The organism is Chryseobacterium sp. FR048, from assembly GCF_056844665.1.
On the sequence record NZ_JBXDSE010000016.1, the window covers coordinates 1 to 16,131 of the forward strand.

The window sequence follows — 16,131 nt, forward strand, 5'->3', positions numbered from 1 at the left end:
TCCAGACCATCTATAACAGCTGAAACAGTTCGTACAGGATGATTATTTTCTATCAGCTCCGACAAATTAGGAGGAAAAAGAAAATTTTGCTTGGGATTATAATCTTTAAAGACTACCTTTGAATTACCTAACACACAGCAAATTAATCAATTTGCAAATATTAGGAAAGCAAAAGCTTTCCTTTTTTTATACTCAAAAAAAAGACTGCCTCACTTTTGAGACAGCCTCTTTATTTTATTGGTTTCTATTTTATTCAAAAAGCTTTATGCTTCCATCTGAATTATAATAGCGTTGCCATAATCCGGTGTACTCATTTAAATAATTTCCTAATTTATAATTCGTAGTCTTCGCCCTTCCAAAATTATTAGTAGATAATGAATAGTAAAAGTACTCTTCAAAAACACCTAACTTCCGAAACGGATTCGGGGCAGTATCAAAATCTTTAAATTCAATTTCTTTTATAGTATAAACCTCTGCATTATTATGCTTTTCTTTAGTCACTATCTTATCCAAATTCCCCATATTATCATAAGTAAATTTGTCCACATAGGTTAAAATATAATCATTGGGATTGGCAGGATTGTAAATCACATTAGGAAATGCAGTCAAAGTTTCCGAAAGTTTTCCTCCAACATTATAGCTATATGTAATATGTTTTTCCTTTGTTGCATCAGCAGCGGAAAGAATAATTAATTTAATCAGCCTTCCTTGATTATCAAATTCAAGTTTTCTTTCATTGGATGCACCGGCATTATAATTTTTCATAACAGCAGTACTACCTGTATAGGTTATACCAGTGTATCCTGAATGAGAAAAACTATCAGGATACATGTCATTCCCCTTCACTATAAAGCCATTTCTTTTAGTTAATCTTCCTGATGAATCATATTCAAATGTATAGTTTACATCTTGTCCTGAAATAATAAGTCCTCCTTTCAAAATAGGGAAACCGGCTGAAATTTTACCAGGTTTATCAGTTATAATCTCCGGAGTGGTCTCAGGTTCTAAGATATTGGAATCTTTAGAACAAGAGGTAATAGCCAATAAAGCGGTCAGAAAAATTAATTTAAGTTTCATATTTTTAGTTTTTAGTTTTGTTATTCTTAACAAACCTTTTCAGGTCCATATGAGGAAATCAGTTGAATTTTCAATTATAAACCCATTCATTCCTAAATAAATATAAATAATTTTAGGAATATATCCTATTTTCTTTTATGTTGGAATAATCTAGATCTGATTCAAATGGAAAATGCTCAATTTATTCTTCCCAATATACTTCCAAGGTTTGAGACGAAGTTAGTTATTTTTTCAGAATGGGCAAAATCCAATTTCACCAGCCATAAAAAAGGCCGAAAACTCTAAAGCTTCCGACCTTGATATTTGAATAACAATAAATTACTATTTCTTAATCACTTTTTTCTGTTCCTGGGAACCGTCCTTCATTTCCAGCATCAGAATATACATTCCCTGTGAAAGATCGCTTAATCTCAGTATAGAGTCCGGGTTATTAATCGTTCTGATCAGTTTTCCGGTAACGTCTGTTACTTTTACTGATTTTACCAGTTCCGGTCTGCTGATGTTGATATAATCCGAGAAAGGATTCGGGTGTACTTTTATCTTTTCTTTCATTTGGGTTTCTGAAGTTGACATACAGCTTATTTCAGCCGTTACCATAGTTCTTGCAGATTCACACGTAGGTGTGAAATTCAAATTATAGAAATAAAAATAATAGGACGGATAACTTGAAAACGTTGTCCCGGTAATGACCACTTCGGGAGTAGAATAGGGAAATACGGCACCTCCATTATTTCGGTATAGTTTTGCTGTTCCTGTTCTTCTCATGGCATAGGTTCCCGGAGGTAATGAAACATTTAAAGGAACTGTCTGTGCTGTTGTATTTCCTGACACGGTTGTTGTAAACGGTATAGAAGTAATAGAGGTTCCTGATGCTGTAAGAATCTCAATGGCTCCAGTCTGTCCTACTGTTCCCGGAAATATATCAACAGAGTTTAAGGCTATATTTGTTTTTGCTGTAAACAGTAAATCCCAGCTGGTAGATTCCGCACTTCCTGATCCTACACCTGCAGGCGTTGCAGGTCCCACATTCGTTGCATTACCAATATTGGCAGCCGAAGCCCAGTAATTTGTGGTTGAAGATATAGATGGTGTGGTGAATGTATTTCCTGTTCCCAGCTGATTACCTCCTGTTTGTGCATCATACCATCTGATGGTGGCTCCCGGAGCTGATGTCGCAGACAAAGTTAACGTTGTAGATCCTGTAGTACATGCTGTTGCTCCTGTTGTCGTTATAAGTGATGGTGGCATACATTGTGTTGAAACCTGTACAGGCATAGAGGTCCACAGGCTGGTATTCCCCCCTCCACAATTTGATCTCACCCAAATGTAGTAAGTAGTTGATGGGGCTAAAGAATTTAAAGTGTTTGATGTTCCAGATACCGGTGGTACGCTTGGTGGTGTAGAAGATGTAGGAGCAGTATTGTTTGTACTGTAATATACATCATATGTTCCCGGAGCAGAAGGTGAAGCATTCCATGATATGGCAGCAGTATTGGCTGTTGTTGCTCCGGCCGATAATCCTGAAGGGGTATAGCAGGATGGAGGAGTCCAGGTATAGATCAATCCCGCAGGAGGCATTCCCGGAACAGCACTTGAACTATTAAAAGACTGAGTACTGGCGTTGGATGTTCCCGGAGTAGAATTGACAAATTCCAATGTTGAACTATTGAGCCTGTTATTAAAATCACTGTTTGAGCTTCCTCTTAATCCGATCTGAGCCGTAGAGGAAACAGCTGTATTTCCTAATAAAAATGCCCCGTTATTATATACGGTTTTAATAGTATTGGAAGTTTCCTGAAGTATAACCTGAAAAGAAAATAGATAAACATTTGTTACAGAAAGGCTATAAACAGCTCTGAAATCTTTCCACTGTATCACAACTTCCCGATTTGGGGCAGTTCCCGTAGTTGTCCAGCTGATATTTCCTGTAGTACCATTAACATCAAATAGAGTATTCAGATCCCTTCCCCATGGAGCGATAGCTCCATCATATGCTGCAGTACCAGAGATCGGAGTAGTTGTACCACTAGTAGGAGCCGTTGCTCCAAAAGTAATAAAGCCATTGGTAGAAACATTGGCAGAATTATACACTGTGCCGTTAAAAACAAAATTAAACGGCAGATTTATCGGATACAGATTACTATCAAGGCTGGTAGCCGCTGTATTACCTGTTGCCTCTCCTAAAACAGTTCCTGAAATAGAATTGTAAGTTCCTGAAGATTGAGAAAAGGTATAACTGCTCACCTGTGCAGAGGTCATCCCAACTCCTCCCAACAGGATCGTCAATCCTGATAGGATGTTTTTAAAGTTATTAGCCCTTCTTTTTCGTTGAAGAGAAAACGGGTAAAAATGTTTCATATCTTGTCATATTTTAAGTTGAAACCAAGATATGAATTTTTAAATTAGCAAATAATTTATTTTTTAGATGGAAAATATTCAGCAAAAATATCATTTAAACAAATATTCAATATAAATTAAAAAATAAACACAGGAAATAAATAAAATTAAAAATATTCATTATAAAAGAGAAATCCTGCAAATATGCAGGATTTATTATTCTTCGCAAGCTCTCCAGATCGCATCATTCTGCGGAACGGGAGCTGTAATTTCAATTTTCTCTTTGGTCACCGGATGAATAAACTCCAGTTTCCTTGCATGAAGATTGATTCCGCCGTCCGGATTGGAACGCGGTGCTCCATATTTCAGATCACCCTTAATTGGAACTCCAGTTTTGGATAACTGAGCTCTGATCTGATGATGTCTTCCGGTTTCAAGGTCAATTTCCAACAGCAGATAATTGTCCAGCGTTTTGATCACATTATAGGTAAGAATTGCTTCTTTGGCACCTTCTGTTGCCTTTGGAAAAACAATAGCCTTATTATTTTTTTCGTTCTTCTTTAAATAATGCACCAGCCTTTGACTCTGAGGAATCATTTCTTTTCCCACCACTGCCCAATAGGTCTTTTTAACCTCACGATTTTTAACCATCTGTGTAAGACGGGAAAGAGCTTTGGATGTTTTGGCATAGATCACCAACCCGGAAGTGGGACGGTCTATACGATGCACCAAGCCGAGAAAAACATTTCCCGGCTTAGCATCTCTTATCTTGATAAAATTCTTGATAGATTCCAATAGTGATTCATCACCAGTCTTATCACCCTGTACAAGCTGGCCGACTTTTTTGTTCACTACCAGAAGATGGTTGTCTTCATATACAATCTGCTCCTTCATTCAGTTTATCGGTTTCGGTTTTTATTTGACATTGAAAGAATAATCCCTGCCAAAAGACCAACTGTTTTCATTTTGGCAATCATTGAACTATCCGGCAATAAAGCTCCTGCCACACAAACTGCAGCAGCAACATACATTGCATACATAAAGTTTTTATTGGTCAGCATAGGTGCCTGGATAAAGAAACTGACTCCTATCAGAATATAGAAGACTTTTCTGGACAGTAAATGATTGATTTCCGGGGAAAACAAATTGAAAAACCCCACTGCAAGACAGATCAGTGCTGCAATGGATAAAATTCCCTGGATAGATTGTTGTGGGTTTTGCATGAATTAATAACTTTCGTTTTCGTTTGGAAATTCTACGTTCTTTACGTCTTTTACGTATTGAGAAACAGCTCCTGTAATTTCTGTATAAAGATCAAGATACCTTCTTAAGAATTTTGGACTGAAACCTTTGTTCATTCCCACCATATCATGATACACAAGAACCTGCCCGTCGCAATCTGCACCTGCACCGATTCCGATGGTTGGGATAGAAATACTTTCCGTCACTCTTTTTGCTAATTCTGCCGGAATTTTCTCCAATACAATAGAGAAACAGCCTAATTCTTCCAAAAGCTGGGCATCAGCAATCAATTTTTCTGCTTCTGCTTCTTCTTTAGCTCTTACTTTATAGGTTCCGAATTTATAAATCGACTGTGGTGTCAATCCCAAATGTCCCATTACAGGAATCCCGGCATTGATGATTTTTTTGATTGATTTTGAAATTTCTTTTCCTCCTTCAATCTTCACCGCATGAGCACCTCCTTCTTTCATCATTCTTACAGCAGACTCCAAAGCTTTTTCAGGATTACTCTGATAAGTTCCGAAAGGCAGATCTGCTACCACCAAAGCTCTGTCAGTTCCTCTTACCACACTTTGAGCGTGATAGATCATTTGGTCTAAGGTAATAGGCAAGGTCGTTTCAAAACCCGCCATTACATTTGCTGCAGAGTCTCCAATCAAAATAGCATCTACTCCACCTGCGTCTACCATCTTTGCCGTGGTAAAATCATAAGCGGTAAGCATTGTTATTTTTTCCTTGTCGAATTTCATTTTACGCAAGGTTTCAGTCGTAACTTTTTTAATTTCAGAGTGAACAGACATACTTTATCTATTTTTTAAAAGTTAAAAAGTCGGCGTTTAGCCGACTTAAGTTTTTTATGATTTTTATAAAACTACGTGACCGAGTTTCATGAGTTTATCGTGATTGAGAATCTTGATATTTCTTCCGTCTACTTCAATCAGACTATCCTGTTTGAATTCTGAGATCAGACGAATGGCACTTTCTGTGGCAGTACCGATAATATTGGCAATCTCCTCTCTTGTCAGCGAGATCTTGATAAATCCTTCAGGATCTACTCCCAGTTTCTGTTCCAGAAGCAATAAGATCTCCGCCAATCTTTCTCTTACCGTCTTTTGTGCAAGGAAGGTAATAGTGTTGGAGGATTCTCCTAATTCGTACGAAATTTTTTGAAGCATTACGAAAGACAGCTGTGGATCTACCTCCAAAAGATACATGAATATATCAGCAGGTAAGAAAACACATTCTATATCTGTCATAGCTTCTGCTTTGGCCTGGAAATTTTCCCCGCAAAGCAAAGAACGATAGCCGATAATATCCCCTTCTTTGATAAATCTTAAAATCTGATCTTTCCCGAACGCTCCGGATTTTGAAAGTTTAGCGGCTCCTTTTTCAAGAACAAACACTCCTTTTGGGGTTTCTCCATCCTCAAAAATCGTATCGTGTTTCTGAAAACTCAATCTTTTTTTACCGTTAATATATTTTTCAAAATCTGCGCTAGAAAGTCTTTCCTTAAATGATTTATCATTAAAAACTCTGGCGAACCTCTCTTCAATTGCTATCTGTTGTTCCTGCGGCATTTTATATGATATTTATCACAAAAATAGAACTTTTTAACACGATAAACAAAAAAAATTGTTATAATTTTGTAGTTCAATATTTTATGGGGTGAGCGAGAACTGTTTTCATTGTGGTCAAGGTATAGAAAAAGAGAGAATTTTATTTGATGAAAAGACTTTCTGCTGTAACGGATGTAAATCTGTTTATGAGATTCTGAATTTAAATAATTTAAGCAACTTTTACGAGCTGAATAAAGGAGCCGGAATCCGACCGGGTGATGAAAATTCTACGCAGTTCGATTATCTGGACACTCCCGAAATCTTTGAAAAGATCACAGACTTCTCAGAAGGAAACACCAGCCTTGTCACATTCAAGATCCCTGTAATACACTGTTCTTCTTGCATCTGGCTTCTGGAGAGTCTTCATACATTAAACGATCATATTAAGTATTCTCAGGTTAATTTCACCAGAAAGACCTTACAGATCTCATTCAATCATAACAATCTAAAATTAAGCCAACTAGCTAATTTTTTAACAAATTTAGGCTACAAACCTGTAATCAGCCTTGAGACTGCAGAAAAAAATGTTGATCATCTCGACAAATCGCTTCTTGTCAAGTTCGCTATTGCAGGATTTGCTTTCGGAAACGGGATGTTCCTTGCTTTCCCAGAGTATGTGGGCGGTGAAGATTACTGGATGGAGCACTACAAAGGGCTTTTCAGAGTATTGATGTTCTTATTGGCCTGCCCTGTTGTATTTTACTCAGCTTCGGACTACTACAAATCCGCATGGTACGGATTAAAAAATAAAATTGTCAATATTGACGTTCCTATTGTACTGGGAATTTTCGTTCTTTTTGGCAGAAGTATCTATGAAGTAGCCACAGACTACGGTCCCGGATATTTTGATACGCTTTGTGGTCTTCTGTTCTTTATGCTGATGGGGAAACTCTTCCAAAAGAGAACTTACAGCGCCCTTTCCTATGACAGAGATTATAAATCTTTTTATCCGATTGCCGTTACCAAAGTAGACTTTGAAGGGAAACAGGAAAACATTCTGCTTTCAGAGGTTAAAGTTGGTGACAGAATTTTAGTTAGAAACCAGGAAATCATCCCGGTAGACGCTATTCTGATCAACGGAGAAGGGAATATCGACAACAGCTTTATCACCGGAGAAAGTGAAAGCATCAGCAAACAGCCCGGTGACAAGATTTTTGCCGGAGGTAAACAGGTAGGTTCTTCTCTCGAACTGGAAGTAATCAAAGACGTAGATCAGAGTTACCTGACCCAGCTTTGGAACAAAGAAGCTTTTAAAAAGCACGAAACGGGACTTGACACCCTGACTAATAATATCAGTAAATATTTCACATTCGTCATTCTGGGAATAGCCCTTATTTCAGGAATATATTGGGCATTTATCGATCTTGAGAAAATGTTCCAGGTTATTTCTGCAATTCTGATTATTGCTTGTCCTTGTGCGCTTGCCTTATCTGCGCCGTTTACTTTTGGACACATTATGAGGATTTTAGGTCGAAATAAATTCTATGTAAAAGATACTTTAACGATTGAAAAAATCGCTAAGCTGGATACTATTGTTTTTGATAAGACAGGAACTATCACTCACAGAAAAAAAGCCAACATCAAATATGAAGGTGCTGAAATCAGCGAGTTTGATCTTCTCAACATTAAAACTTTACTAAAAAACTCAAACCACCCACTTTCCAAATCACTATATGAATTTATAGAAGCCAATGATGATTATTTCCCGGTTGAAAACTTCAAGGAAATATCAGGAAAAGGATATGAAGCCAGCGTAAGAGGAAATGCCTATAAAATTGGCTCTGCCCGATACAACAAACAGGAGCCTAAGAATCTGGAAACAGCGGTTTATATCAGCAAAAACGATCAATTTATCGGTAAATTTATCTTTAAAAATGAATACCGCCCGAAGCTGAAAGAGCTGTTTACGAAACTTACTCAATACAAAATATTCATCCTGAGTGGAGACAATTCTTCAGAGGAAAATCAGCTTAAAGAGCTCATTCCAAATTACAAAGGAATGGCCTTCAATCAGAGTCCTGAGGACAAACTGAATTACATCAAAAACCTTCAGGATCAGCACATGAAAGTAGCCATGCTTGGTGATGGTCTGAATGACGCAGGAGCATTGAAACAAAGTAATGTGGGTATTGCCATCGCTGATGATACAAACAGCTTTACGCCTTCTTCTGATGTGATTATGAATGGAGAAAAAGTGGTTACTCTCGACAATTATCTGAACGTTTGTAAAGGATCTATCACAATTGTGAAAATGACATTTATAATCAGCTTTCTTTACAATATCGTTGGGTTAAGTTACGCAGTTACAGGACACATGCATCCGCTTTTTGCGGCGATCATCATGCCTGTAAGTTCCATCACGGTAGTTACCTTCACTACTATTTCAACCTGGATACTGGGTCGCAAATACTTCAAAAAACAGGCTTAAACGCCCTTATTTAGACTGATTTTAAATTAGCTGAAATCGGCATTTCGTGATGAATGTCATTATTTTTCACTAAATTTGAACCCCGAAAATAGGTTAATTTTGTTGTCCAATGGATATTCTATATTTAATGATCGTCTGCAGTGTTTCTTTAGCTGCGATCTTCCTGGTCGTATTTATAGTGTATGCCAAAAAAGGACAGTTTGAAGATGACGAATCTCCGGCTGTCAGAATCCTTTTTGATGATGAAATCAAAGAAAAAGATGAAACTGGCGACAAGAATAAAGACGAGAAAGAAATAGGAGAAAATAATAAAAATTGAGAAAAATAGTGAATAGTTGATATGGAAACACAAAAGTTTAGTTATGACAATAGTATTGTCCGTGCGTTCCTCTATGCAACCATTATCTTTGGTTTCATAGGATTTACGTTCGGGCTTACGGCGGCATTAATGCTTTTCTACCCGGAATTACCAGAATTCTTATTCGGTACAGATGATACAACCATCAGAAGTTTATCATCAGGTAATATTCAAGGGTTAATAAACACTCATGGTGCATTTGGTTTTGGTAGAATCAGAATGTTGCACACCAATACGGTAATCTTTGCATTCGTATGTAATATCGTGTATGTGGGGGTATACTACTCTACACAAAGATTATTAAAAACAAGAATGTATAGTGATACATTATCTTGGATTCATTTCTGGACTTGGCAGTTTATGATCGTTGCTACGTTCATTACGTTCTTTATGGGGATCAATACTTCAAAAGAATATGCTGAACATGAATGGCCGATCGATATATTAATCGCTATCTCTTGGATTATTTTCGGGGTGAATATGATTATGACTATTGCAAGAAGAAGAGTAAGACACCTTTATGTAGCCATCTGGTTCTATTTAGGTACTTGGGTTGCAGTAGCAATGCTTCATATTTTCAACAACCTTGAAGTTCCGTTATCTTTCTCAGGCTGGAAGTCTTATTCTGCATATGCAGGAGCAAAAGATGCCATCGTACAATGGTGGTATGGTCACAATGCAGTAGCATTCGTATTGACGACTCCGGTACTAGGTTTAATGTATTACTTCTTACCAAAAGCGGCAGACAGACCGGTATTCTCATACAAACTGTCTATTATTCACTTTTGGTCACTGATCTTCGTATATATCTGGGCTGGTCCTCACCACCTTCAGTATACCGCTCTTCCGGCATGGGCTCAGGCAGTAGGAACAGGGTTCTCTATCATGCTTATCGCACCATCTTGGGGAGGAATGTTAAATGGTCTTCTTACATTAAGAGGAGCTTGGGATAAAGTAAGAGAAAATCCTATCCTTAAGTTCTTCGTAGTAGCCGTTACTTGTTATGGTATGGCAACGTTTGAAGGACCGCTTTTAGCAACTAAAAACATCAACAAAATTGGTCACTTTACAGACTGGGTTATCGGTCACGTACACTTAGGAGCTCTTGGATGGAATGGTTTCATGGCATTCGGGGTTATCTATTACCTTGTACCAATTATGTGGAGAACAAAACTTTGGTCTGTAAAACTAGCCAACTGGCATTTCTGGTTAGGTACTTTAGGAATCATTTTCTATGCAGTACCAATGTATATTTCAGGATTTACACAAGGATTAATGTGGAAACAATTCAACCCGGATGGAACTCTGTTATGGAAAAACTGGTTGGATACGGTAACTGCAATTATTCCTTACTTCAAAATGAGATTCGTAGGAGGGTTATTCTATATTTCAGGAGCTATCCTAATGATTGTAAACGTAATTGCTACGGTAAGAAAAGGATCATTCCAGAAAGAAGTTCCTGCTGAAGCACCTGCATTGGCGAATATCGGAAACAAACGTAAAGAAGGAGAAGGATTCCACCTTTGGTTGGAAAGAATGCCGATGTTGTTGACAGTATTATCATTGTTTACAATTTCAATCGGAAGTATGGTGGAAATCATCCCTACTCTATCTCTTAAGAAAAGTGTTCCTACCATTTCAGCGGTAAAACCTTATTCTCCGCTTGAATTAGAAGGTAGAGATATTTATATCCGTGAAGGATGTAACGCATGTCACTCTCAGATGGTAAGACCGTTCAGAGATGAGATCGTAAGATTCAACGGTAAAAACGGACAATACTCCAAAGCTGGAGAATTCGTATACGACAGACCATTCCTATGGGGTTCTAAGAGAACAGGACCGGATTTACATAGAGAAGGTGGTAAAAACCCAAGTTCTTGGCATTACAAACACATGTATAACCCAAGATCTACATCTGCAGGTTCTATCATGCCTCGTTACCCTTGGTTAATTGCTACTGACTTAGACAGAACTAAGATGGTAGACAAAATGAAGCTGATGAAGAATACATTTGATGTACCTTATACAAAACCTCAAATTGATTCTGCAAATGCATGGGCAGATAACCAGGCTAAGAAAATTGTAAAAGATATCTTCTCTGAAGCCAATGACCTTAAAGTGGCTTATGCTAAAAAACCTCAGGGAGAATTGGAGAAAAAAGAAATCGTAGCTCTTATTTCTTATCTTCAGAGACTGGGAACTGATATCAAAACAACTGAAATCAAAACTGCAAGTAATAACTAAAAAACATTAAAAGGTTCATATTATGATTCCTCAGAACTTTAAAGATATATTATCCAATACAGAAAATGCTGGTTTCTACCAGACGCTGGCTCTGATTTTCTTTATGCTGTTCTTCGTCGCTTTGATAATCTATGTTTTTAGCAAGCCTAAAAAATATTACAAAGAAGAAGAAGAGGCACCTCTTGGGGATGATGAAGATGACGATTTTAATTTAAAAAATTAGACTATTTTTATGAAACAAAGAACACCTGTTGTCGTAAACATCTTAATAATAATCGGTCTTTTAATCGTTTTTTATTATCTGTTTGTACAAAGTTATGCATTCCTAGGTTCGCCTTACTTCTGGGGAACTGTTGTGATCGCTGGTATTCTGGCTTACATTCACAGTGCCATTGGAGACCTTATTGAAAACAACAAATTCAAAAAATTATCTCCTGAAGAAAAAGCGGCTTATTTAGCTGAAAAGAAAGTTCCTTTCTTCAAAAGAATGTATGCAGCTGCATTTAAAAAGCAATCTGATACAGAAGAAAAAGATATCCTTATCGACCACGGTTTTGATGGGATCATGGAGTTGGATAACCAATTACCAAAATGGTGGGTAGGTTTATTCTATTTTGGGACTGCTTTTTGTATTGTATATATCGCAGCTTACTCTTTCACAGACTTCGCACACCCATTGAGCGAATATGAAAAAGAATATAAAGAGCAAATGGCTGCTATTGATAAGTATATGAAAGAACAGCCGCCTGTAACGATTGAATCTGCAAAATATTCAGCAGATAACATCGCTGCCGGAGAAGAAGTATTCAAAACCAACTGTGTTTCTTGTCACTCTGATGGTGGTAGAGGAGGGATCGGACCCAACCTTACCGATAACTACTGGCACAACCAACCTGAGAAAACATTATTCAAAAACGTATTCCACGTTGTAGAAAATGGAGTAACAGGAACAGCAATGCAGGCTTGGGGTAAAAATGGGGTACTAACAGGTGCTGACATTCAAAATGTAGCCGCTTATGTTTACCACATCAACCAGGAGCAGCCTCCAATTACTCCTGCACAAGGAGGAGCAACACCATACGGTGAGGAAGCGCATTGGGAAAAAGAATAATTTAGAAAATTAGAAACATATGAAAAAAACATAATTTGTTATTACCTTAAAAATAGTAACGAATTATGTTTTTTCTTTTTTAAACACATTACAAATATGTCAGACATAGAAGAAATAGAAGTACGAGGCGGACAGGGACAGGTTCTGGACCCTGAAACTTACAGGGATTCTATTGGGACAATGGAGCAATCCGGTAAGAGAAAATGGGTATTCCCAAGAAAGCCAAAAGGGAAATACACCAACTATAGAAACATTGTAAGCTATCTTTTATTAATTATTTATTTTTCATTACCGTTCATCAAGATCAACGGAAACCCGTTGCTGATGTTCAATGTAATAGACAGAGAGTTTTTCATCTTTGGACAGCCTTTCTATCCACAGGACTTTTTTATCCTGACTTTGGGTGCTATCGCCTCTTTGATCTTTATTATCGTTTTTACGATTGCGTTCGGAAGAATTTTCTGCGGATGGATATGTCCTCAGACAATTTTTATGGAATCGATCTTCCGTAAAATCGAATACCTGATCGAAGGAGACCGAAACAAGCAAATGAAGCTGGACAGACAGGAGTGGAACAGTGAGAAGATCTGGAAAAGAAGTTTAAAATGGTCTGTTTATATCGTTATTTCACTCATCATCACCCACTTTATGTTTATGTACATCGTTGGGTATGAAGAGGTATTGAAAATTGTATCTGAAGGACCGTTTGCCCACCCTACCAATTTTATCGTAATGATTCTCCTTACCGCTGCATTCTATTTTGTATTTGCATGGTTCAGAGAGCAGGTATGTACTTTGGTTTGCCCATACGGAAGGCTTCAGGGCGTATTGATTGATAAAGATACCATCAATGTTTTCTACGATTTCAAAAGAGGAGAAGGCAGATCAAAATGGAGAAAAGGAGAAGACAGAAAAGCAGCTGGTAAAGGTGATTGTATCGACTGCCACCAATGTGTAGTGGTATGCCCTACCGGAATTGACATCAGAGATGGCCAGCAGCTGGAATGCATCAACTGTACTGCCTGTATTGATGCCTGTGATGAAGTAATGGAAAAAGTAGGCCTTCCAAAAGGGCTGATCAGATATGCTTCGGAAAATGAAATTGAGAAAGAAACTCAGTTCAAATTTACCGGAAGAATGAAAGGGTTCAGTATATTCTTATTCCTTCTTGTAGGATTCTTAGGCTATCTTCTTTACAGCCGTGGCGAAATGGAAGCCAAATTCATCAAGCCGGCAGGAAGTACCTTCTTCGTAAGAGACGGAAAGATTACCAACACTTACAATTATACCTTCCTGAATAAGACCAACGACAAAAAAATCGTTACCATCAAAGTGATAGAACCTACTCATGGAGAGATTACCTATAGTGCATCAAGTAAGATCCAGGTAGACAGGGATAAGATTTCTAAAGGAACCATCAATATCAGCTTCCCTGAATCTGAAATGAAACTTTCCAAACAGAATATTACCATTGGCGTCTACGATATGAAAGGTAAGCTTATCGATTCTTACCAGACGTATTTTGAGGGACCATTTAATCTACAATTTTAACTAACCAATACATCAGACATTTCCACCATCATTCAACACAATTATGACTGTGGAAATGTTTTAATAAAACCATAAAAATAAAATCCGGAAGAAATGAAGAACTTTAGTTGGGGACACGGTGTTGTAATTGCATTAGCGGCATTCATCATTTTTATATTATCCATGTTATTTCTTTTCCCGAACGGGCAGAAAAACTCTGAAATGGTCACCGATAATTATTATGAAGAAGAGTTACAATACCAGGATGTAATTGATTCCAAGAAAAGAGCTGACGAACTGCAGGAAAAACCTGTATACAGCCAGACTACCGAAGGAATAAAAATCACTTTTCCAAAAGATTATAACAGCTCAAATACTACGGTAAAATTTGTTTTAAACAGAACCGACGACCAGAATTTAGATATTAAGAAATCGGTACAGCTTACGGGCCAGTCATTTGTAATACCAGCACAGGTATTGAAAATGGGGAATTATACTTTAAGACTGAGCTGGACCAAAGACAAAACAGACTATCGAATGGATTACGACGTGTTATGGAAATAGGACTTGTTGTATCGGCTATTGCCTTAGGCTTTGCTTCCGGTTTTCACTGTATCGGAATGTGCGGGCCTATTGCTTTATCGATGGGTTTAACCAAAAAGCAGGCTGCCAATTTTTATCTCCAGAATCTGACCTATCAGTTCGGAAGAATTTTCACCTATTCATTATTGGGTGCACTTCTGGGAATTATAGGCCAGGGATTTGAGATGGCCGGCTTTCAGAAATACCTGACGATCACAGCAGGAGTCTTGTTGATCGTCATGGCTGTATTTTCATTTGGAGGAAAAGATTTTGCGTCAAAAATTCCTTTTTTATCCAAATTCCTGTATTCTGTAAAATCCAATCTGGGAAGACTGCTTCAAAAGGCAGATTACCGCTCCAGATTTACAACAGGTATCCTCAATGGCTTTTTACCGTGCGGAATGGTTTATATGGCTCTTACCGCAAGTCTTGCAGGCGGAGGAATATGGCAGGGAGCCTTATATATGGCTTTATTTGGCCTGGGAACCCTTCCGTTCATGTTTGCCATCGTTCTTGCCGGAAATCTCATGAATCAGGCCTTCAGAATAAAAGTTTTGAAAGCAGTTCCGATTATCATGATCATTCTGGGTGGGCTTTTCATCCTGAGAGGTTTAGAACTTGGAATTCCTTATGTTTCACCCAAAGCAGAATCCATGACGATTTCAAAGGATCCGAACGGCGCTGTCAACTGTCATTAATTAGCATTTACAATATACCATGAAAAAAACAATCGTCTTATTTTTAATAAGTCTGTTTACGTTACAATCCTGCAGTATAAATACCGAGGTTGTCTATCATAAAGACGCCGCTTCATCTATCATCACTGACATTGATACCAGAGAATTTATGGCAGAAATGCAGGCAATGACACCAGATTCATTACAACAGGAGAAGTTTAAGGATATGGACAGATTTCCAACCACCTGGACCAGTATGTATGATCTTATGAAAAAAGAAGGAAAACTGAAGACCGAAAACCAGGACACCGTCAGAATTCTGAAAAAAATTTCTATGAAATCTACCAAAGAAGGGAATAGTCCTGTCGCTGTTGGATACTCTTTTAAAATGGATCATATCACTCCCAAAGATTATGAATTAATTAAAAATTTTAATAAAGACGAGAAATTACCCTTTGATCAGAATGTACTCAATACCTGGGATGGAAAAACCCTAACCATTAATACGGATTTTTTCAATCTTAAAAACATTGAAGAAGTTCTTCAGTCTAAAGGCTCGAAAGAGGAAACTGAGAAAATGGAGGGAATGATGATGATGTTTTTCAAAAATATTGGAACTACTCTGAAGTTTGATAATAAAATAAAATCGATCACCGGTAAACATGACTGGCTGAAGCAGGTTGATGATTATTCGATAAGAATCACATACGATCTGAAAGCGATGTATGACAAGGATGCAAAATTAAAAAATGCTGATAAAAAAATTATTGTCACAACCGAATAAATATAGATAGGCTGCCTAAGATAAGGTAGCCTTTTTATTTAGCCACGAATGCACTATTTCTTTTATTCGGCCCAATAATAAAACATAAAAAAGAGGCTGAACTTTTCAGAACAGCCTCTTAGTATTTATTTGTTACTAAACCTAT

Annotated in this window: 15 protein-coding genes; 9 read left to right on the forward strand and 6 right to left on the reverse strand. The window is 37.5% G+C overall.

Features of this window, described 5'->3' with window-relative positions:
• Positions 1-249 precede the first annotated feature (249 nt).
• The 6 genes from AC106K_RS27150 to AC106K_RS27175 form a co-directional block, all read right to left on the reverse strand.
• Positions 250-1,077, reverse strand: coding sequence for a hypothetical protein (locus tag AC106K_RS27150; protein ID WP_482448744.1), 828 nt, complete (start codon positions 1,075-1,077; stop codon positions 250-252).
• 321 nt (positions 1,078-1,398) lie between these two features.
• Positions 1,399-3,435 carry an Ig-like domain-containing protein gene (locus tag AC106K_RS27155; protein WP_482448745.1) on the reverse strand — a complete coding sequence of 679 codons (2,037 nt, stop codon included), beginning with the start codon at positions 3,433-3,435 and terminating at the stop codon, positions 1,399-1,401.
• Positions 3,436-3,630: 195 nt separating this feature from the next.
• The gene (locus AC106K_RS27160; RefSeq protein ID WP_482448746.1) at positions 3,631-4,308 is read right to left on the reverse strand and encodes an RluA family pseudouridine synthase; all 678 of its coding nucleotides are present in this window, start codon (positions 4,306-4,308) and stop codon (positions 3,631-3,633) included.
• A gap of 5 nt (positions 4,309-4,313) precedes the next feature.
• The gene (locus tag AC106K_RS27165) at positions 4,314-4,637 is read right to left on the reverse strand and encodes a hypothetical protein (protein ID WP_482448747.1); all 324 of its coding nucleotides are present in this window, start codon (positions 4,635-4,637) and stop codon (positions 4,314-4,316) included.
• A 3-nt stretch (positions 4,638-4,640) separates the two neighbouring features.
• Positions 4,641-5,456: a 3-methyl-2-oxobutanoate hydroxymethyltransferase gene (gene panB, locus AC106K_RS27170; protein ID WP_047097163.1), complete on the reverse strand. Its 816-nt coding sequence runs from the start codon at positions 5,454-5,456 to the stop codon at positions 4,641-4,643.
• Positions 5,457-5,519: 63 nt separating this feature from the next.
• Positions 5,520-6,233 carry a Crp/Fnr family transcriptional regulator gene (locus tag AC106K_RS27175; protein WP_065400912.1) on the reverse strand — a complete coding sequence of 238 codons (714 nt, stop codon included), beginning with the start codon at positions 6,231-6,233 and terminating at the stop codon, positions 5,520-5,522.
• Positions 6,234-6,321: 88 nt separating this feature from the next.
• Between AC106K_RS27175 and AC106K_RS27180 the strand changes: the two genes are divergently transcribed.
• The 9 genes from AC106K_RS27180 (at position 6,322) to AC106K_RS27220 (ending at position 15,986) form a co-directional block, all read left to right on the forward strand.
• Positions 6,322-8,700 carry a heavy metal translocating P-type ATPase gene (locus tag AC106K_RS27180; protein WP_482448748.1) on the forward strand — a complete coding sequence of 793 codons (2,379 nt, stop codon included), beginning with the start codon at positions 6,322-6,324 and terminating at the stop codon, positions 8,698-8,700.
• 109 nt (positions 8,701-8,809) lie between these two features.
• Positions 8,810-9,019 (forward strand): cbb3-type cytochrome oxidase assembly protein CcoS, encoded by a 210-nt coding sequence (ccoS, locus tag AC106K_RS27185; RefSeq protein WP_047097166.1) that lies wholly within the window; start codon positions 8,810-8,812, stop codon positions 9,017-9,019.
• A 21-nt stretch (positions 9,020-9,040) separates the two neighbouring features.
• Positions 9,041-11,302: a cytochrome-c oxidase, cbb3-type subunit I gene (gene ccoN, locus AC106K_RS27190; protein ID WP_482448749.1), complete on the forward strand. Its 2,262-nt coding sequence runs from the start codon at positions 9,041-9,043 to the stop codon at positions 11,300-11,302.
• A gap of 22 nt (positions 11,303-11,324) precedes the next feature.
• The gene (locus tag AC106K_RS27195) at positions 11,325-11,525 is read left to right on the forward strand and encodes a cbb3-type cytochrome oxidase subunit 3 (protein ID WP_027373015.1); all 201 of its coding nucleotides are present in this window, start codon (positions 11,325-11,327) and stop codon (positions 11,523-11,525) included.
• A gap of 9 nt (positions 11,526-11,534) precedes the next feature.
• Complete coding sequence (locus AC106K_RS27200) at positions 11,535-12,413, forward strand: c-type cytochrome (protein ID WP_276159666.1); 879 nt, start codon at positions 11,535-11,537, stop codon at positions 12,411-12,413.
• 96 nt (positions 12,414-12,509) lie between these two features.
• Positions 12,510-13,964, forward strand: coding sequence for a cytochrome c oxidase accessory protein CcoG (gene ccoG, locus AC106K_RS27205; protein ID WP_482448750.1), 1,455 nt, complete (start codon positions 12,510-12,512; stop codon positions 13,962-13,964).
• 93 nt (positions 13,965-14,057) lie between these two features.
• On the forward strand, positions 14,058-14,507 hold the full coding sequence (locus AC106K_RS27210; protein ID WP_482448751.1) for a FixH family protein: 450 nt from the start codon (positions 14,058-14,060) through the stop codon (positions 14,505-14,507).
• Complete coding sequence (locus AC106K_RS27215; RefSeq protein ID WP_482448752.1) at positions 14,498-15,223, forward strand: sulfite exporter TauE/SafE family protein; 726 nt, start codon at positions 14,498-14,500, stop codon at positions 15,221-15,223. Before AC106K_RS27210 ends, AC106K_RS27215 begins: the two co-directional genes overlap by 10 nt.
• A 19-nt stretch (positions 15,224-15,242) precedes the next feature.
• The gene (locus tag AC106K_RS27220; protein WP_482448753.1) at positions 15,243-15,986 is read left to right on the forward strand and encodes a hypothetical protein; all 744 of its coding nucleotides are present in this window, start codon (positions 15,243-15,245) and stop codon (positions 15,984-15,986) included.
• Positions 15,987-16,131 lie beyond the last annotated feature (145 nt).

Coding starts and splice junctions, on each gene's coding strand:
- AC106K_RS27150 (WP_482448744.1), bottom strand. CDS start 1,077: ATGAAACTTAAATTAATTTTTCTGACCGCTTTATTGGCTATTACCTCT.
- AC106K_RS27155 (WP_482448745.1), bottom strand. CDS start 3,435: ATGAAACATTTTTACCCGTTTTCTCTTCAACGAAAAAGAAGGGCTAAT.
- AC106K_RS27160 (WP_482448746.1), bottom strand. CDS start 4,308: ATGAAGGAGCAGATTGTATATGAAGACAACCATCTTCTGGTAGTGAAC.
- AC106K_RS27165 (WP_482448747.1), bottom strand. CDS start 4,637: ATGCAAAACCCACAACAATCTATCCAGGGAATTTTATCCATTGCAGCA.
- panB (WP_047097163.1), bottom strand. CDS start 5,456: ATGTCTGTTCACTCTGAAATTAAAAAAGTTACGACTGAAACCTTGCGT.
- AC106K_RS27175 (WP_065400912.1), bottom strand. CDS start 6,233: ATGCCGCAGGAACAACAGATAGCAATTGAAGAGAGGTTCGCCAGAGTT.
- ccoS (WP_047097166.1), top strand. CDS start 8,810: ATGGATATTCTATATTTAATGATCGTCTGCAGTGTTTCTTTAGCTGCG.
- ccoN (WP_482448749.1), top strand. CDS start 9,041: ATGGAAACACAAAAGTTTAGTTATGACAATAGTATTGTCCGTGCGTTC.
- AC106K_RS27195 (WP_027373015.1), top strand. CDS start 11,325: ATGATTCCTCAGAACTTTAAAGATATATTATCCAATACAGAAAATGCT.
- AC106K_RS27200 (WP_276159666.1), top strand. CDS start 11,535: ATGAAACAAAGAACACCTGTTGTCGTAAACATCTTAATAATAATCGGT.
- ccoG (WP_482448750.1), top strand. CDS start 12,510: ATGTCAGACATAGAAGAAATAGAAGTACGAGGCGGACAGGGACAGGTT.
- AC106K_RS27210 (WP_482448751.1), top strand. CDS start 14,058: ATGAAGAACTTTAGTTGGGGACACGGTGTTGTAATTGCATTAGCGGCA.
- AC106K_RS27215 (WP_482448752.1), top strand. CDS start 14,498: ATGGAAATAGGACTTGTTGTATCGGCTATTGCCTTAGGCTTTGCTTCC.
- AC106K_RS27220 (WP_482448753.1), top strand. CDS start 15,243: ATGAAAAAAACAATCGTCTTATTTTTAATAAGTCTGTTTACGTTACAA.